Annotated in this window: 16 protein-coding genes; 11 read left to right on the top strand and 5 right to left on the bottom strand. The window is 66.8% G+C overall.

Annotated features, from left to right (window positions below):
• Positions 1-24: 24 nt before the first annotated feature.
• The gene (locus PO605_RS09950; protein WP_016453538.1) at positions 25-1,017 is read left to right on the top strand and encodes a tripartite tricarboxylate transporter substrate binding protein; all 993 of its coding nucleotides are present in this window, start codon (positions 25-27) and stop codon (positions 1,015-1,017) included.
• 20 nt (positions 1,018-1,037) lie between these two features.
• On the opposite strand, the gene PO605_RS09945 is transcribed toward PO605_RS09950, so the two are convergent.
• Positions 1,038-2,180 (bottom strand): PQQ-dependent sugar dehydrogenase, encoded by a 1,143-nt coding sequence (locus PO605_RS09945; protein WP_046239341.1) that lies wholly within the window; start codon positions 2,178-2,180, stop codon positions 1,038-1,040.
• 275 nt (positions 2,181-2,455) lie between these two features.
• On the opposite strand from PO605_RS09945, the gene PO605_RS09940 reads away from it, so the two are divergent.
• Complete coding sequence (locus PO605_RS09940; protein ID WP_016446881.1) at positions 2,456-3,157, top strand: YebC/PmpR family DNA-binding transcriptional regulator; 702 nt, start codon at positions 2,456-2,458, stop codon at positions 3,155-3,157.
• Between the two features lie 81 nt (positions 3,158-3,238).
• On the opposite strand, the gene upp is transcribed toward PO605_RS09940, so the two are convergent.
• The 3 genes from upp to PO605_RS09925 form a co-directional block, all read right to left on the bottom strand.
• Positions 3,239-3,868: a uracil phosphoribosyltransferase gene (upp, locus tag PO605_RS09935; protein ID WP_012205354.1), complete on the bottom strand. Its 630-nt coding sequence runs from the start codon at positions 3,866-3,868 to the stop codon at positions 3,239-3,241.
• A 56-nt stretch (positions 3,869-3,924) separates the two neighbouring features.
• Positions 3,925-4,902: a threo-3-hydroxy-L-aspartate ammonia-lyase gene (locus PO605_RS09930; RefSeq protein WP_026062217.1), complete on the bottom strand. Its 978-nt coding sequence runs from the start codon at positions 4,900-4,902 to the stop codon at positions 3,925-3,927.
• A 147-nt stretch (positions 4,903-5,049) separates the two neighbouring features.
• Complete coding sequence (locus tag PO605_RS09925; protein ID WP_016446883.1) at positions 5,050-6,573, bottom strand: helicase HerA-like domain-containing protein; 1,524 nt, start codon at positions 6,571-6,573, stop codon at positions 5,050-5,052.
• Between the two features lie 78 nt (positions 6,574-6,651).
• On the opposite strand from PO605_RS09925, the gene PO605_RS09920 reads away from it, so the two are divergent.
• The 9 genes from PO605_RS09920 to PO605_RS09880 all read left to right on the top strand — a co-directional run bounded on the left by PO605_RS09920 (position 6,652) and on the right by PO605_RS09880 (position 16,820).
• Positions 6,652-7,371, top strand: coding sequence for a YebC/PmpR family DNA-binding transcriptional regulator (locus PO605_RS09920; protein WP_012205357.1), 720 nt, complete (start codon positions 6,652-6,654; stop codon positions 7,369-7,371).
• On the top strand, positions 7,368-8,651 hold the full coding sequence (gene purD, locus PO605_RS09915; protein WP_012205358.1) for a phosphoribosylamine--glycine ligase: 1,284 nt from the start codon (positions 7,368-7,370) through the stop codon (positions 8,649-8,651). The genes PO605_RS09920 and purD overlap by 4 nt, the downstream gene beginning before the upstream one ends.
• Positions 8,652-8,655: 4 nt before the next feature.
• Entirely contained in the window at positions 8,656-9,645 is a 990-nt protein-coding gene (hemF, locus tag PO605_RS09910) for an oxygen-dependent coproporphyrinogen oxidase (RefSeq protein ID WP_052195843.1), read from the top strand.
• Positions 9,646-9,894: 249 nt separating this feature from the next.
• Positions 9,895-10,662, top strand: coding sequence for a ribosome silencing factor (rsfS, locus tag PO605_RS09905; protein WP_016446885.1), 768 nt, complete (start codon positions 9,895-9,897; stop codon positions 10,660-10,662).
• A 21-nt stretch (positions 10,663-10,683) separates the two neighbouring features.
• Positions 10,684-11,151 carry a 23S rRNA (pseudouridine(1915)-N(3))-methyltransferase RlmH gene (rlmH, locus tag PO605_RS09900; RefSeq protein ID WP_012205361.1) on the top strand — a complete coding sequence of 156 codons (468 nt, stop codon included), beginning with the start codon at positions 10,684-10,686 and terminating at the stop codon, positions 11,149-11,151.
• 104 nt (positions 11,152-11,255) lie between these two features.
• Positions 11,256-11,870, top strand: a complete 615-nt coding sequence (locus PO605_RS09895) for a Maf family protein (RefSeq protein ID WP_047218151.1) — start codon at positions 11,256-11,258, stop codon at positions 11,868-11,870.
• Positions 11,871-12,006: 136 nt separating this feature from the next.
• Positions 12,007-13,494 (top strand): ribonuclease G, encoded by a 1,488-nt coding sequence (gene rng / locus PO605_RS09890; RefSeq protein ID WP_016453532.1) that lies wholly within the window; start codon positions 12,007-12,009, stop codon positions 13,492-13,494.
• 179 nt (positions 13,495-13,673) lie between these two features.
• On the top strand, positions 13,674-15,575 hold the full coding sequence (locus tag PO605_RS09885) for a LodA/GoxA family CTQ-dependent oxidase (protein ID WP_047473468.1): 1,902 nt from the start codon (positions 13,674-13,676) through the stop codon (positions 15,573-15,575).
• 9 nt (positions 15,576-15,584) lie between these two features.
• The gene (locus PO605_RS09880) at positions 15,585-16,820 is read left to right on the top strand and encodes an NAD(P)/FAD-dependent oxidoreductase (protein WP_231574493.1); all 1,236 of its coding nucleotides are present in this window, start codon (positions 15,585-15,587) and stop codon (positions 16,818-16,820) included.
• Here the strand turns inward: PO605_RS09880 and PO605_RS09875 are convergent.
• The gene (locus PO605_RS09875) at positions 16,756-17,745 is read right to left on the bottom strand and encodes a Bug family tripartite tricarboxylate transporter substrate binding protein (RefSeq protein ID WP_047473470.1); all 990 of its coding nucleotides are present in this window, start codon (positions 17,743-17,745) and stop codon (positions 16,756-16,758) included. The two genes, PO605_RS09880 and PO605_RS09875, sit on opposite strands and share 65 nt — an antisense overlap.
• Positions 17,746-18,093 lie beyond the last annotated feature (348 nt).

Below are 18,093 nucleotides of genomic sequence, written 5' to 3'. Positions count from 1 at the left end.
CATGGAGCAACAGGAGACAGAAACGTGAAGAAGATCAAGACATTGCGGCCCGCCATGACGGTGCTGGCCTTGGGGCTGGGACTGGGACTGGGACTTTTCCAGGGCACGCTGCATGCGGCCGACTATCCGGCCGCGCAGGCCATCACGGTCGTCGTGCCGTTCTCGGCCGGCGGCGGTGCGGACAATGCGGCGCGCATCATCGCCAAGGCGCTGGGCGAGGTCTCGGGCCAGACCGTGGTGGTGGACAACAAGGCCGGCGCCAGCGGCGCCATTGGTGCCGCCCTCGTGGCGCGCGCCAAGGCCGACGGCTATACGGTGCTGTATGACGCATCGTCCTTCGCCATCAACCCCGCGTTGCGCAAGCTGCCCTATGACCCGGCCAAGGATTTCATTGCGGTGTCCCAGGCCATCAGCGTGCCCAACATCCTCGTGGCAGCGCCATCCTCGCCCTACAACAGCCTGGCCGACTTCATGAATGCCGCGCGGCAAAAGCCCGGCAGGCTCACCTATGCCTCCTACGGCCCGGGTAGCCTGGCCCAGATGGCGACGGAACTGCTCAAGGCAGACGCCAAGTTCGATGCCGTCCACGTTCCCTACAAGGGCGGGGCGCCCGCCATCGTCGATGTCATGGGCGGCCAGGTCGATGTGTACTTTGCCAACGCCGCCTCCAGCATCAACTATGTCAAGGGCGGCAAGCTCAAGGCGCTGGCCGTGTCCTCGGCCAAGCGCATGCCGGACCTGCCCGACGTGCCCACGGTGGCGGAAAGCGGCATCAAGGGCTTCGAGGTCACGGAGTGGAACGGTTTCTTCCTGCCCGCAGGCGCCGCGCCCGAGACCGTGCAGAAGCTGCAGGACCTGGTGCAAAAGGCCCTGGCCCTGCCGGCCACGCGCGCCAGCCTGGAGAAACTGGGCCTGACGCCCGTGGGCAGCTCCTCCGCCGCCTTCACGGGCTTCGTGGCCGCCGAGCGCAAGCGCTGGGATGCCGTGGTCAAGGCCAACGGCATCACCGTGCAGTGAGCCGCCGCGCGTGACGGGACTCAGGGCGTGGCGGTGACGCGCAGCAACTGCCCGCCCTGGGCGTCCGTCAGCAGGTAAAGCCAGCCGTCCGGTCCCTGGCGCACATCGCGCACGCGCTGGCCCAGGCGCGGCAGCACCTGCTCGCTGGCCGTCACCTTCCCAGACCTGATCGTCAGGCGCTCCAGCCGCTGGAACTTGAGCGAGCCCACGACCAGCGATCCCTTCCATTGCGCCCCATACCGGTCACTGGTCACAAAGGCCATGCCTGAGGGGGCGATCGACGGCACCCAGTAGTGCAGCGGCTGCTCCATGCCCTCCTTGCGCGTGATGCCGGCGCCGATCTTGCCGCCGCCATAGTTCTCGCCGTAGGTGATCACGGGCCAGCCGTAGTTCTTGCCGGGCTCGGGCCGGTTGACCTCGTCGCCGCCCTGCGGGCCGTGCTCATGCATCCACAGGCTGCCATCGGGCGCCAGCGCCGCGCCCTGGGCGTTGCGGTGGCCGTAGCTCCAGATCTCGGGCCAGGCATCCGCGCGGCCGACAAAGGGGTTGTCCCTGGGTACGCTGCCGTCCTTGGCAATGCGCACGATCTTGCCCAGGTGGCTTTGCAGGTTCTGGGCCTCTTCCTTGTAGCGCGAGCGCTCGCCCAGCGCCAGGAACAGCGTGCCATCGCTCTTGCCGTCCACCCTGCGCTCCACGATGCGGCAGCCGAAATGCAATGCGCTCGCGTACCTGGGGCGCTGCGAGAACAGCACTTTCACCTGCTCCAGCCGGCTGGCATCGTCGGACAGCCGGGCGCTGGCCAGCGCCGTGCTGTTCTTGCCGCTGTCGGCGCCGCTGCCGGGCTCGGAGTAGCAGAAGTACAGCTGGCGGTTGCGCGCGAAGTCGCTGTCCAGCACCACGTCCAGCAGGCCGCCCTGGCCTGCGGCCTCCACGGCCGGAAGGCCCGCCAGGGGAGCGCCCAGCCTTCCGTCGCCCTGCACGATGCGCATGCGGCCCGGCCGCTCGGTCACCAGGTAGCGCCCATCCGGCAGGAAAGCCATGGCCCAGGGGTGCTCCAGGCCTTCGGCGACGATTTCTGTGGAGAGGTTGGGGCTGGCGGCCCACAGTGCGCCGGACAGGCCCAGGGTGCTGATGGCGAGGGCGGCGGATAGGGATGGCGGCATGCCGATGCTCCTGTGATGAGGGGACAAGACGGGAAGCCGGATGCACCGCCGTTGACGTCGGCGGCGGTGCAGCGCAGGCAGGGGGCTTCGCACAAGCCAGCATCATGCACGACGCCACCAGAGCCTGCGGCGACCTGTCAACCACTGCGCAAAAAGCCCGCGCAGCCACTTGCGCGGGTGTATAAACAGCGCTCTTTCGGCGCCGGGCCGGGTCCCTGCGGGGGCGGGCGGCGGCGCCTCCTACCCACCAGAGAATCCGCAAGGGAAAAGCAGCCATGGGCGCGCAATGGAAAGCAAAGGGCAAGGCGCTGGTCGCCGACGCCAAGGGAAAGCTGTTTGGCAAGCTTGTCAAGGAAATCATCGTCGCGGCGCGCGCCGGCGCCGATCCGGCAGGCAACTCGCGCCTGCGCATGGCGGTGGAAGCCGCACGCAAGGCCTCCATGCCCAAGGACACGCTCGAGCGTGCCATCAAGAAGGGCTCGGGCGTGGGTGCCGATGCCGTCAACTACGAGCGCGTGGTCTATGAAGGCTACGGCCCCAACCGCGTGCCGGTGATGATCGAGTGCCTGACCGACAACGTGAACCGCACGGCGCCCAACATGCGTGTGTGCTTTCGCAAGGGCCAGATGACGGCCGTGGCCTGGGACTTCGACCATGTGGGCATGATCGAAGGCGAGCCCGAAGGCGGCGCCGATGCCGAACTGGCCGCCATCGAGGCCGGTGCACAGGACTTCGAGCCCGGCGAGGAAGAGGGCACGACGCTGTTCATCACCGACCCCACCGACCTCGATACCGTGAGCAAGGCGCTGCCGGCCCAGGGCTTCAAGGTGCTGTCGGCCAAGCTGGGCTACAAGGCCAAGACGCCGGTCAGCATGGCCAGCCTGTCGGCTGAGCAGCAGGAGGAAGTGCAGGACTTCCTGGCCGGCATCGAGAACGACGATGACGTGCAGAACGTCTACGCGGGCCTGGTGGATTGATGACGCTGTCCCCGCTGCCAAGCAAAAAAGCCGCACATCGTGCGGCTTTTTTGTGGGTGCAGGCGCCCAGCGCCCGGCGGCTCACTTGGTGCCGAAGATTCGGTCGCCCGCATCGCCCAGGCCCGGCAGGATGTAGCCGTGGGCGTCCAGCTGGCGGTCCACGGCGGCCGTGTAGATGTCCACGTCGGGATGGGCCTTCTGCATGGTGGCCACGCCTTCGGGCGCGGCCAGCAGGCACATGAACTTGATGGACTTCGGATTCAGCTGCTTCAGGCGCGCCACGGCGGCGGCGGCCGAATTGCCCGTGGCCAGCATGGGATCGACGACCAGCACGTCGCGCTCTTCCATCTCGGAGGGCATCTTGAAGTAGTACTCGACGGGCTGCAGCGTCTCGGGGTCGCGGTACAGGCCGATGTGGCCAATGCGCGCGCCGGGCACGACGTTGAGCATGCCGTCGAGGAAACCGTTGCCGGCGCGCAGGATGGACACCAGCACCAGCTTCTTGCCGTCGATGACCTTGCCGGTCATGGTCTCCAGCGGGGTCTCGATCTCGATGTCCTGCAGCGGCATGTCGCGCGTGATCTCGTAGGCCATCAGCGTGGACAGCTCGCCCAGCATGCGGCGGAAGCTGTTGGTGCTGGCTTCCTTGCGGCGCATCAGCGTGAGCTTGTGTTGGACCAGCGGGTGGTCGATCAGGTGCAGAGTACTCATGGTTTTCTTCTGGAAAAAAGGGCGCCGGTATTTTGGGGCCGGCGCCAGGGGTCGGTTCAGTCGTGCAGAAAGCGCGCGTAGCGCGCCAGGTCCACATTGCCGCCGCTGATGAGAATGCCCACGCGTGCGCCCGACAGCGCAACCCCGCCATGCAGGGCGCCCGCCAGCGAGAGCGCACCCGTGGGTTCGACCACGATTTTCTTGCGTTCCGCGTAAAAGCGCATGGCCTGCACCAGATGCTCGTCCGCCACGGCCAGGATATCTTCGACATGCTCGCGGATGATGGCGAATGTGATATCGCCGATGGACTGGGTCTGCGCGCCGTCGGCAATGGTGTGGGGCGTGGGGATCTGCACGATCCGGCCTGCGCGCAGCGACTGGCGGGCATCGTCGCCGGCCTGGGGCTCGACGCCGTAGACCTTGCAGCGCGGGGAGAGCTGTCCGGCTGCCAGCAGGCTGCCCGACAGCAGGCCGCCGCCGCCCAGGCAGACGAACAGGTAGTCCAGATCGGGCACCTCCTCGAACAATTCCTTGGCCGCCGTGCCCTGGCCGGCAATCACGTCGCGGTGGTTGAACGGCGGGATCAGCGTCATGCCGCGCTCGTCGGCCAGGCGCCGGGAGATGGCTTCGCGGTCCTCGGTGAAGCGGTCATAGGTCACCACCTGGGCGCCGTAGGAGCGGGTGGCCGCCATCTTGGAGGCAGGCGCATCCTCGGGCATGACGATGAGCGCGGGCATGTCCAGCATCTGCGCGGCCAGTGCCACGGCCTGGGCATGGTTGCCCGAAGAGAAGGCCAGGGCGCCGCGCTTGCGCTGCTCGGGCGTGAACTGCGACAGCGCGTTGTAGGCGCCGCGTATCTTGAAGGCACCCGTGCGCTGCAGGTTCTCGCACTTGAAGAACAGCTGGGCGCCCAGCAGCTCGTCGGCGGTGCGGCTGCGCAGTATGGGGGTGCGGTGGGCCACGCCCTCCAGCCGGCCGGCTGCGGCGGCAACGTCGTCATAGGTGGGCAGCGAGGGAGGGCTGTTCGTCGTCATGGCGTGCGGTTCCGCAAAGTGGATGGAGGCGGTTTCGATCATAGCCGCATGCGCAGGCTTTCAGCGCCCTGAAATGCGCCAGCCGTTGCATGGCAACGGCTGGGTGCTATGGTGTTTGATGCGGCGCAGTGCCGGTGCGCCAGCGCTTCAGCGCTTCTTGTTGCCCAGGATGCCGCCGAGCACGCCGCGCAGGATTTCCTTGCCCAGCGAATTGCCCATGGTGCGCATGGTGGACTTGGCCATGGTCTGAACCAGGCCGTCGTGCTTGCCTCCGCGCGGGCCTGTGGTGCCGAACAGAAGGTCCTTGAGCCCGTCCATCATGGCGCCGCCGCCTTCGCTGGCGGCGGGTGCGGCTCCGGCAGGGCCTGCCGGCGAGGCCCCGTCGCCGGATGCTGCCGTGCGTCCGCGCAGCACTTCGTAGGCCGATTCGCGGTCCACCGCCTTTTCATAGACACCTGCCACCAGCGATTGCGCCAGCAAGACCTTGCGCTGCTCCTCGCTGATCGGACCGATCTGGCTGCCCGGTGGAATGACATAGGCGCGTTCGGTGATGCCGGGGCGGCCCTTTTCATCGAGGAAGCTCACCAGGGCCTCGCCCACGGCCAGCTCCGTGATGGCGGCCTCGATGTCCAGCCCCGGCTTGGGCCGCATCGTGGTGGCCGTGGCCTTGACGGCCTTCTGGTCGCGCGGCGTGAAGGCGCGCAGCGCATGCTGCACGCGATTGCCCAGTTGGGCCAGCACGGTGTCGGGCACGTCCATCGGGTTTTGCGTGACGAAATACACGCCCACGCCCTTGGAGCGCACCAGGCGCACCACCAGCTCGATGCGTTCGAGCAGCACCTTGGGCGCATCGTTGAACAGCAGGTGGGCCTCGTCGAAGAAGAAGACCAGCTTGGGCTTGTCGGGGTCGCCGATCTCGGGCAGGCGCTCGAACAGCTCGGACAGCATCCACAGCAGGAAGGTGGAGTACAGGCGCGGGGAATTCATCAGCTTCTCGGCCGCCAGGATGTTGACCACGCCCTTGCCGCCCGCATCGGTCTGCATCAGGTCGTTGATGTCGAGCATGGGCTCGCCAAAGAATTTGTCGCCGCCCTGCGACTCGATGGCCACCAGCCCGCGCTGTATGGCCCCCACGCTGGCGGCACTGATGTTGCCGTACTCGGTGGTGAACTGCTTGGCGTTGTCGCCCACGTGCTGGAGCATGGACCGCAGGTCCTTGAGGTCCAGCAGCAGCAGTCCGTTGTCGTCGGCAATCTTGAAGACCAGGTTGAGCACGCCCATCTGCGTGTCGTTCAGGGCCAGCATGCGCCCGATCAGCAGCGGCCCCATGTCCGAAACCGTGGCGCGCACCGGATGGCCCAGCTCGCCGAACACGTCCCACAGCGTGGTGGGGCAGGCCAGGGGCTGAGGAATCTCGATGCCGCGCTCCTGCAGCGAAGCCGCCATCTTGGCGCCGGTGCTGCCGCTTTGGCTGATGCCCGACAGGTCGCCCTTGATGTCGGCCATGAACACCGGCACGCCGATTTCGGAGAAGCCTTCCGCCATTTTCTGCAGCGTCACGGTCTTTCCGGTGCCCGTGGCGCCGGTGATCAGGCCATGTCGATTGGCCAGTGCGGGCAGCAGCAGGCATTCTGTGGCAGAGTGGCGGGCGATCAGAAGTGGAGCGGCCATTTCGGGTTTCCTCGGGGGAGCATGCGGTCAAAAGTAAAATCCCAGCCGCAAGGTTAAATCAATATCAAAGGACAGCCTGTGGCAGGACACAGTAAATGGGCCAATATCCAGCACCGCAAAGGCCGCCAGGACGAAAAGCGCGGCAAGGTCTGGACTCGCATCATCCGTGAAATCATGGTGGCGGCACGCACGGGAGGGGGCGATCTCAGCGCCAACCCGCGCCTGCGCCTGGCGGTGGAAAAGGCCAAGGCGGCCAACATGCCGGCCGACAACATCAAGCGCAACATCGACAAGGCCACGGGCAATCTCGAAGGCGTGACCTACGAGGAAATCCGCTACGAAGGCTACGGCATTGGCGGCGCGGCGATCATCGTGGACACCATGACCGACAATCGCGTGCGCACTGTGGCGGATGTGCGTCATGCCTTCAGCAAGTACGGTGGCAACATGGGCACGGAGGGTTCCGTGTCCTTCCAGTTCAAGCATGTCGGACAACTGATCTTTGCTCCCGGAAGCGACGAGGACCAGATCATGGAAGTGGCGCTGGAGGCCGGTGCCGAGGACGTGATCACCGATGATGAGGGGGCCATCGAGGTGCTGACCGCACCCGCCGAGTTCGAAACCGTGCGCGACGCGCTGCAGGCCAAGGGCCTGACGCCGGAGGTGGCTGAAGTCACCATGCGCCCGGAAAACACCATCGCCCTGCAAGGCGATGACGCAGCCCGCATGCAAAAGCTGCTGGACATGATCGAAGACCTGGATGACGTACAGGACGTCTACCACAACGCTGAACTATGAAAATTCTTGTGATTGGTGGCGGAGGCCGCGAGCACGCCCTGGCGTGGAAACTGGCTGAATCGCCGAAATCGACCAAGGTCTATGTGGCCCCCGGCAACGGTGGCACGGGCCTGGCCGGCGGCAAGGTGGAGAACCTCAACATCACCGACCCGCAGGCGCTGCGCGAGTGGGCGCAGGCCGAGAAGGTCGCGCTGACCGTGGTGGGCCCCGAGGCGCCTTTGGCGGCCGGCGTGGTCGATGAGTTCCGTGCCCATGGCCTGCGCATCTTCGGCCCCTCCAAGGCGGCCGCCCAGCTGGAAAGCTCCAAGGCCTTCTCCAAGGACTTCATGGCGCGCCACGGCATCCCCACGGCGCTCTACGAGACTTTCACCGATCCGGTTGCTGCCCACGCCTATGTGGATCGCCTGGGTGCGCCTATCGTGGTCAAGGCCGACGGCCTGGCCGCAGGCAAGGGCGTGGTCGTTGCGACCACGCTGCAGGAAGCCCACGACGCCGTGGACTTCATGCTCGTGGACAACAAGTACGGCGTGGCCCACAACGACGGCGGCGCCCGCGTGGTGATCGAGGAATTCCTCGCCGGCGAGGAAGCCAGCTTCATCGTGCTGTGCGACGGCAAGAACGTCCTGGCCCTGGCGACCAGCCAGGACCACAAGCGCCTGAAGGACGGCGACCAGGGCCCGAACACGGGTGGCATGGGCGCCTACTCGCCCGCGCCCGTGGTCACGGCCGACGTGCATGCCCGCGCCATGCGCGAGATCATCCTGCCGACCATCCGCGGCATGGAAAAGGACGGCATTCCCTACACCGGCTTCCTGTATGCGGGCCTGATGATCGATGCATCCGGCCATCCCAAGACGCTGGAGTTCAACTGCCGCATGGGCGACCCCGAGACCCAGCCCATCATGATGCGTCTCAAGAGCGATCTGGTGGACGTCATGCTGGCGGCCACCGATGCCAAGCTCGACCAGGTCGAGCTGCAATGGGACCGCCGCACGGCGCTGGGCGTGGTCATGGCCGCAGCAGGCTACCCCGAGGACCCGCGCAAGGGCGATGCCATCAGCGGGCTGCCGCAGGACGCCGCCGATGCCATGGTCTTCCATGCCGGCACCCAGCTCAAGGACGGTGTGCCCGTCACCAGCGGTGGCCGCGTACTGTGCGTCACCGTGCTGGCCGACAGCGTCAAGCAGGCCCAGCAAAAGGTCTATGACGTGGCGCGTGGCATCCATTTCGATGGTGCCCAGTACCGCCGCGACATCGGCTTCCGTGCCGTGAAGAACTGAGTCCATGGCAGAGCAATCGACCGGGCAGGCGCTGCCCGTGGCCCTGGTGCGCGAGTACCTGACGGGCCTGCAGGCCCGCATCACGCAGGCGCTGGAACAGGTGGAAGGCGAGGGCGGTGCACGCTTTCTGTCCGACGCCTGGAGCAAGGGCCCCGGCGAGCGCCTGCAGGGCGATGGCATCACCCGCATCATGGAAGGCGGCCGCGTGTTCGAGCGCGCGGGCTGTGGCTTCTCGCATGTGCGCGGGCCGCAGCTGCCGCCCTCGGCCACGCAGCACCGGCCTGAGCTGGCCGGTGCGCCGTTCGAGGCCATGGGCGTGTCCCTGGTCTTCCATCCGCGCAATCCTTTTGTGCCTACGGTGCACATGAATGTGCGAATGATTGCAGCCGGCTCAGGTGCGGCCGGCTCAGGTTCGGCCGGCTCAGGTGCGGCAGGGCAGCCGGGCAACGAACCCACCTGCTGGTTCGGCGGCGGCATGGACCTGACGCCGGTCTACGGCTTCGAGGAAGATGCACAGCACTTTCACCGCGTCTGCCGGGATGCGCTGGCGCCTTTTGGCGACACGCTCTACCCGCGCTTCAAGACCTGGTGCGACGAGTACTTCCGCCTGAAGCACCGCAACGAGCAGCGCGGCATCGGCGGCATCTTCTTCGACGACTTCTCGGAACTGGGCCAGGCGCGCAGTTTCGACATGCTGCGCTCGGTGGGCGATGCCTTTCTGGAGTCCTACCTTCCCATCGTCGAGCGCCGCCAGGCCATGGACTACGGGCAGCAGCAGGTCGATTTCCAGCGCTACCGCCGCGGCCGCTATGTGGAGTTCAACCTGGTCTGGGACCGGGGCACGCACTTCGGCCTGCAGTCCGGCGGGCGCACGGAGTCCATCTTGCTGTCCATGCCACCGCATGCGAGCTGGAGCTACCAGCGCGAGGACGCGCCCGGCACCCCCGAGCGCGCTTTGCTGGAGCAATTCCTGGTGCCTCGCGACTGGCTTTGAGCCCGAAAGCCACCATCCCGAGCGGCGTGGCGAAATCCGCGCGTGCAAGGGAATAGGCGGCAAAACTATAATTTCAATAGCTTGAGGCGCAGCGTTGGCTGCGTTCTCCACTTTCTTCGGCGCGAAATCTTCCGGCGATCTGTGGGCGAACTCCATGCATTTTGGAGCGCCGCTACAGCCCAGCCCTCTACGGGCCGCACGGCGCTCGCGCTATATTGATCCCATTCCTATTCCATTGATCACCGCCTGATGACCACTTCCACCAAATCGGATTCCGCAGCCAAGCGCGACGTGACCAAGCTGCAACGCGCCATTGTTGACGGCCTCGAAAACGTCAAGGCCCAAGACATCCAGGTCTTCAATACCGAAAAGCTCTCGCCGCTGTTCGAGCGCGTGATCGTGGCTGCGGGCACCTCCAACCGCCAGACCAAGGCGCTGGCCTCCAGCGTGCGCGACGCCGTCAAGCAGGCCGGGTTCCCCGTGCCGCGCCAGGAAGGCGAAGAAAACGGCGAGTGGATCATCGTGGACTGCGGCCAGGCCGTGGTCCATGTCATGCAGCCGGCCATCCGCCAGTACTACCGCCTGGAAGAGATCTGGGGCGAGACGCCTGTGCGCCTGAAGCTGGGCGCTCCCAAGCCCACGCGCTCGGCTGCCACCGACAAGGCGGAAGAAAAGGCCAAGAAGGCTGCAACCAAGAAGGCGGCGGCAACCGCTGCCAAGCCTGCAGCCAAGAAGGCCGCTTCTGGCGCAGCCTCCGCCGCCGCCAAGAAGCCCGCTGCCAAGAAGGCGGCCCCTGCCAAGGCCGCTGCACCCCGTTCCGCAGCGGCAAAGCCGGCTGCCGCAAAGTCGGCTGCTGTGAAGTCGGCCGCAGCCAAGTCGCCGGCCGGCAAGACGGCGGCGCCCAAGGCCATCAAGACCGTGGTGGTCAACCGCGCCCCCGCCAAGGCCAAGGCTGGCGCCGCTGCCAAGCCTGTCGCCAAGCCGGCAGCCAAGCGCGCTCCCCGCGCCAAGGCCTGAGCGGTTCAGGGCTGACGCTGCATGAAGCTGTTGATCGTGGCCGTGGGCCAGCATGTGCCCGACTGGGCGCAGACAGCCTACGACGACTACGCCAAGCGTTTTCCTCCGGAACTCAAGGTGGAGCTCAAGGCCGTCAAGACGGAGCCACGCGGCTCCAAGACGGTCGAGACCCTGTACGCGGCCGAGCGCAAGCGCATCGAGGCCGCCATTCCGCGCGGCACGCGCATCGTGGTGCTCGATGAGCGCGGCACCAATCTGACGACCAAAGCCCTGGCCCAGCGCCTGCAGGGCTGGCAGCTGGAGGGCGATGACGTGGCCCTCATCATCGGAGGCCCGGACGGTCTGGACCCCGCCTTCAGGCAGGCCGCACACGAGCGCATACGCCTGTCGGACCTGACCCTGCCGCATGCCATGGTGCGGGTGCTCCTTATCGAGCAGCTGTACCGTGCCTGGTCGGTCAACGCCGGCCATCCCTACCACCGGGAATAGCGGCAGCGGCGGTGTCATGCGGATCGGAAGATCTCGTGATACTATGATTTTGATAGCCTTCGGCGCTTTGATACAAAGGGCTGAAGGCATTTCTCATTTTCATCATGCCGCCCTTCATCTACCTAGCCTCCCAAAGCCCCCGCCGCCGCCAACTGCTGGAGCAGCTGGGCGTGGCCCATGAGCTTTTGCTGCCCAATGCGGATGGCGACATCGCCGAAGATGCCGAGGCCATGGAAGCCGAGCTGGCCGGCGAGGCAGCGCGCGACTACGTGCAGCGCGTGACCGCACTCAAGCTCGACGCTGCCGTGGCCCGCCACGCGCGCCGTGCGCTGGCTGCCGCTCCCGTGCTCTGCTCGGACACCACGGTGGCGCTCGACGGCCGCATTCTGGGCAAGCCCGCCGATGCCGACGATGCACGCCGCATGCTGACGGGGCTTGCGGGCCGAGAGCATGAGGTGCTGACGGCCGTGGCCATACAGCATGGCGCGCGGCGCCTGGCTGCGCTGTCGGTCTCCCGGGTTCGCTTTGCGGCCATGAGCGCTCAGCAGATCGATGCCTACGTGGCCTCGGGCGAGCCCATGGGCAAGGCCGGTGCCTATGGCATACAGGGCCGTGCGGCGGCCCATGTGCAGTGGCTGCAAGGCAGCTACTCGGGCATCATGGGCCTGCCGCTGTTCGAGACGGCGGCGCTGTTGCGCGAGCTGGGCTGGGCGCTGTAGGCCAGCTCCCCGACCTGGGCCCCGAGGGGCGTGCAGGCAGGCGCGCACGGCCGACGGCAGCGCGCGGCACGGCAAGATGTCTGCCGGGCCGCTCCGGCCGAGAAATACAAACGACAAAGCACACCACAGGCACAGCATGCAGCAAGACATTCTGATCAATTGGTCGCCACAGGAAACGCGCGTGGCCATCATCGAGAACGGCGCCGTCCAGGAACTGCACATGGAGCGCCCGCTGGAGCGCGGCCTGGTCGGCAACGTGTACCTGGGCAAGGTCTCGCGTGTGCTGCCGGGCATGCAGTCGGCCTTCATCGACATCGGCCTGGAGCGCGCGGCCTTCCTGCACGTGGCCGATGTCTGGCAGCGGCAGGAAGGGGGCGAGGCCCCCATGTTCGCGCGCAAGGACATGCCTGTCGTGCCCATCGAAAAGCAGGTTTTCGAGGGCCAGACCATCATGGTGCAGGTCATCAAGGATCCGATCGGCACCAAGGGCGCGCGCCTGTCCACGCAGATCAGCATTGCGGGACGCCTGCTGGTGCTGCTGCCGCAGGACGACCACATCGGCATCTCGCAGAAAATCCCGCAGGGCGAGCGCGACGCGCTGCGCGCCCGGCTGCAGGGCCTGGTCGGCACCAAGGAAACCGGCGGGGGCGGCGGCTTCATCCTGCGCACCAATGGCGAGGACTCCAGCGACGCCGAGCTGGCCGACGACATCCGCTACCTGCGCAAGACCTGGAGCCGCATCAAGGAGGCCTCGGTGCGCCTGCCGCCCATGTCGCTGCTGCACCAGGACCTGAACCTGCTGCAGCGCGTGCTGCGCGATCTGGTGGGCGAAGGCACCCAGAGCATCCGCATCGACTCCAAGGAGCAGTTCGCCCTGCTCATGACCTTCGGGCAGGAGTACATGCCGGCGGCCGTGCCCAAGCTGCAGCATTACCGCGGCGAGCGGCCCATCTTCGATCTGTTCGCCATCGACGAGGAAATCGCCCGCGCGCTGGGCCGGCGGGTGGACCTCAAGTCGGGCGGCTACTTGATCGTGGACCAGACCGAGGCGCTGACCACGGTGGACGTCAATACCGGCGGCTACGTGGGCGCGCGCAACTTCGACGACACCATCTTCAAGACCAACCTGGAAGCCGCCCACCAGATCGCGCGCCAGCTGCGCCTGCGCAACCTGGGCGGCATCATCATCGTGGATTTCATCGACATGGTGCGCGACGACCACCAGGCCGAGGTGCTGTCCGAATTCAAGCGCCAGCTCGGGCGCGACCGGGTCAAGACCATGGCAGGTGGCTTCTCGCAGCTGGGCCTGGTGGAGATGACGCGCAAGCGCACGCGCGAATCGCTGGCCCACATGCTGTGCGAATCCTGCCCGGTCTGCCAGGGCAAGGGCCATGTGAAGACCGTGCGCAGCGTCTGCTACGAGGTGCTGCGCGAAATCCTGCGCGAGGCGCGCCAGTTCAACCCGCGCGAGTTCCGCATCGTGGCCTCGCCCAAGGTGGTCGAGATGTTCCTGGACGAGGAAAGCCAGCACCTGGCCGGCCTGTCCGACTTCATCAAGAAACCCATCTCGCTGCAGGCCGAGACCGCCATGGCACAGGAGCAGTACGACATCGTGCTGCTGTGAACCGGTATTTATCTTGCCAATTCATTATCAATAGCGATTCGGCATCTTTCGCGCCAATGGGTTCATATGAATCGATTTGCGCGTTGCTATGGATTGTCGATTCCCGATAATTAACTTTGTCTCGGCATTTTTGATACCGTTTGTTGCAATCAGTGCCTCAGCAACTGAAAGGGCGACAAATGGGAATCGACTCCACCATTGTGCGTGCTGCCATACACCCGGGAATTGGTGTGGCGCGTATTGGCAATAGCCCGGATGAGTACTATGTCGGCCCCGAGCTGATGCATGTGCCGCCCATGGCGCCGGGCAGCCTGCGTGATGCGCAGGGCGCGCTCAAGCGCCAGGCTGCGCGCTTTCGCATCTACGGCTACAACGCCGCAGGCGAGGTGGTGCGTGAACTCACGGCCGACCAGGACGAAATCGAATGGGAAGTCGAACTGGCCAATACCAAGGCCGCCTGGTATCAATTCCAATTGGCGCTGGACGTGCCTGAAGCCGCAGCGGCCGATCCCACGATTTTGCGCAATGCCACGGTGAAGGACCGGAAAAGCCTGGCCATTCGGCCCGGAGCCCGCCGAATTGCCAAAGGCTCGGCCCCGGTGGCATTCGATAGCGGCAGTTTCTGCGGCAAGCCGGTGTATCTGGGCGAATTGCGCATTGAAAAGACGGGCCAGCTTCTCGTGCTGGGAGGCCGGGGCGTCTCTGCCTCCGTGGATGGCTCCAAGGCCACCACGTTTGCGAACAACGAGGGCTGGCATGACGATGTGGCCGATGGCCCGGTGCGCGCGAAGGTCGTCGTGGCCGGCGTTTCCGTGCCGGTGGATGCGGCATGGGTCACGGTTGCGCCGCCCAACTACGGCCCGCAGATGAAGTCGGTGCGCACCATGAAGGACCTGATGGAGGATGTTTTCATCCGCTCGGGCATGGCTGCGTTTCCGCTGCAGGTCTCCTTCAGCCGGCACATCCTGCCCATACTCCAGCGCCAGAGCAGCCTGCAGTGGGCGAACAAGGGCTTTGCCGCCCAGTTCGGCTGGGGTGCCGCCGCCAGTGCGGATGACGAGGCGTGGATCGCCAGGCTCAACAGCCCGGGCACGACCTGGGCCGAGCTGCGCCAGCAGGTGGCCAATGCCTTCCGGCGCTTTGACCGGGACGGCGCATCCCCCCAGCCCTGGCCCTGGCTGTATGGCGACGCCATGGCCGTGCCGCCGGCCGACACGCCGCGCCAGCATGCGGCGCTGACGGCCACGCAGCTGAGGATGCTGGACCTGTGGGCCGCAGGCCACTTTCTCTCCGACTGGACGCCCGGCCAGAAGTACCCGGCCCAGCTGTCCGATGTGCCGCTGCAGGAGCAGCCCACCATGCTCGACCATGCCGCCATGGACGACTGCCTGGCCGATGCCTTTCACCCGGGTTGCGAGATCACCTGGCCCATGCGCCACGCCAGCATGTACCGGGCGCCATTTCGCATCCGCGAGGCGGCCGAGAACCCGCCCGAGCTGCAGCTCTACGGCTCGCGGCTCACCCCCGCCGTGGCGCTGTCCGAGAGCGGGCCGCTGTATGCGCAGGTGGCCGGCGACCTCACGCGCTGGATGGCCGTTCCCTGGCAGACCGACACCGCCAGCTGCCGCAGCGGCTACTACGCCGGCTACGGCCCGCGCTACGACCCCTACCTGCCCACGTTCTGGCCGGCCCGCGTGCCCAATCAGGTGCTGACGCAGGAGGCCTATGAAAAGGTCATTGATACCGAGCTGCCGCGCGAGCAGCGTGTCGCCGCCTTCAACCGGCGCGAGTCGTGGTTCCGCACGCTGGGCGAGGGAGGCTATGAGAGCGAGATCAACCGCATGATCAGCCACTTCGGTGACATGGGCGTCATCGAGAATCGGCCGGGCCCGCGTGGCGACAAGGACTTCCCGCCGGTGATGCAGGTGGAAAACCGCATCGCCCCGGCGCCGTCGCACATGCTCAAGACTGCCGTGCAACCGGCCGGGCAGGAAGCGCCTCCCCGCATCGAGCCCTTCGATGCAGACAACGAAGAGCAGCTGCGCGCCCTGACGCAGCGCGGCCCGGTGCTGCCGCGCTGAATGGCGGCCATGTCTATGTCTGCGCATGCCATGGCCACCGCGCCGCTGCCGGATGAACTGGATGTGCTCGTCGTGGGCGCGGGACCGGCGGGCGCGGCCGTTGCCGCGCAGCTGGCAGGGCATTGCCGCGTGGCGCTGGTAGGACGCGCCGTGCAGGCTGGGCGGGCCATTGGCGAAACCCTGCCCGCTGCGGCCCGGGTGATTCTGTCCGACCTGGGCGTGTGGGATGCGTTCGCGGCACAGGGCCACCGTCCTGCCTGGTCGCGGCGGTCACTGTGGGGAAGCTCCGAGGTCATCTTTCAGGACGCACTGTTCGACCCGCATGGCGCGGGCTGGCACCTGGACCGCAAGCGCTTCGACGCCATGCTGCTGGAGGCTGCGCGCAGCCGTGGCGTGCCCTGCCTGGTGCCCGCCACGCTGCGCAGCCTGCAGCGCCAGCCACCGGGCGCACCCATGCGCTGGCGCTGCCTGATCGATAGGGCGCAGGGCGACCCGGCGCACGGCCCGTTGGAGCTGTCCTGCCGCATCGTGGTCGATGCCACGGGCCGCGCGGCCCGGGTGGCCCGGCAGGCGGGTGCCGAGGTCCGCCGCGACGGCCGCCTGGTCTGTTTTCACGCCTGGGTGGAGCCGCCATCGCATGAGCATGCAGGCACCACCATGATCGAGTCGGATGCCGAAGGCTGGTGGTACAGCGCCGATCTGCCTGATGGCAGTTGCGTGATTGCCTGGCAGACCGATATCGACCTGCCCGAAGCCCGCCGCCTGCGCAGCACGGCGGATCTGCTGGACATGGCCGATCGCACGGCCCTGGTGGGCGCGCGCAGCGTGGGCAGCCAGGTGCTGGAGCCGTTGCGGGTGGCCGCCGCCCACGAGCAATGGCTGGATGCAGCCAGCGGGGCGGATTGGCTGGCCGTGGGCGATGCCTGCCTGTCCTTCGATCCGCTGGCATCGCAGGGCCTCCTCAATAGCCTGGTCACCGGCAGCGAGGCCGCCCTGGCCGTGCGCCGCAGCCTGGCGGGCGACGCCGGTGCGTTGCCTGCCTGGGATGCGTGGATCCGGCCGATACGCGCCGCGTACCGCAGCCATCACGAGCACTACTATGCGCTGGAGCCGCGCTGGGCGAACGAGACGTTCTGGGCCCGCCGCCAGCGGGCGCCGGAGGCGGGGAACGGAGCCGGCGTTATTGCCGCTCCAGCTTCGCCGTCTGAACGATGGCATTCCAGCGCTGGTACTCGGCCCGCGTGAATTCGCGGAAGGCCTTGGAGTCCAGCAGGCGCACTTCGCCGCCCAGCGCCGTCACCTTGGACTTGAAGTCGGCATGGCCCGCCACCTTGAGCGTGGCATCCTCCAGCCGCTTGACGATGGCGGCCGGCGTGCCCTTGGGCGCCAGCACGCCGTTCCAGGTGCCGGTCACGAAGGCGGGGTAGCCGCTTTCCTTCATGGTCGGCACATCGGGCAGGGCGGGCAGGCGCTGCTCCGAGGTCACGGCCAGGGCCTTGAGCTTGCCCGACTGCACGAAGGGCAGGGCGGGCGTGACGTTCTCGAAGATGAAATCGATCTGGCCGCCCAGCAGGTCGGTCAGGGCCGGCGCGCTGCCCTTGTAGGGCACATGCACCATGTCCAGCTGGGTGGCGCTCTTGAACAGCTCGCCCGACAGGTGGACCGTGGAGCCGCTGCCCGGCGAGCCATAGCTCATGCCGGTCTTTTGCGCGGCGGCGCGTGCCACCAGGTCCTTCACCGTCCTGGCGGGCGTGCGCGCCTCGTTGACCACCAGCACGTTGGGGATGGTGGTGACCAGGGCCACGTATTCGAAATCGCCCAGGTTCTTCTCGCTCAGGTTCTTGTACAGGCTCTGGTTGATGGCCTGGGTGCCGGCCGTGCCGAACAGCAGCGTATAGCCATCATTGGCCGCCGAAGCCACGCGGCTGGCGCCGATGGAGCCGTTGGCGCCGGAGATGTTTTCCACGATCACGGGCTGGCCCAGCGACTCGGACAGGCCCTGTGCCACCATGCGCGCCAGCACATCGGTATTGCCGCCAGGGGCGAAGGGCACGACCAGCTTGACGGGCCGGGCCGGGTAGGCATCCGCCCAGGCCTGGGGCAGCAGCGTAGTGGCGCCAAGCAGCGCGGCAGCGCGCAGGAATTGCTTGCGTGAAAGGGTACGGGGCATGGGGGATGTCTCCTTGTCGATGTTCTGGTGGCGCAGCGGCTGGGGCCAGCGGCGGATTTTTCAGGCGGGCCAATGCTGGGCGGTGGCTGTCTTGACGTCAATCAATGTTTTGGCAGGACGTCATGCGGCGGGCGAATGACCTGTCCGGCCTTGCTCGGCAAATGAGAAGGATTGCGTTGACATGCGCCCGTCATTGCGCCTGCCATCACGGCGCAAGGCTCCTGGACTCGCCTGTGGCAAGGACCGCACCGCTGCTGAATCCGCCTCCGGCGCTGCCGTGCAACTGCCCGCGAACATGCGGCTTTGCGGCGCCTGCGTGGACGTGCACGATGCGCCCCATGGCATGGG

This window comes from Delftia sp. DT-2 (genome assembly GCF_028401915.1).
Taxonomy (GTDB): domain Bacteria; phylum Pseudomonadota; class Gammaproteobacteria; order Burkholderiales; family Burkholderiaceae_C; genus Comamonas; species Comamonas tsuruhatensis.
The sequence above is the reverse complement of the archived record's forward strand: the minus strand, read 5'-3'. Positions and strand labels throughout refer to the sequence as shown.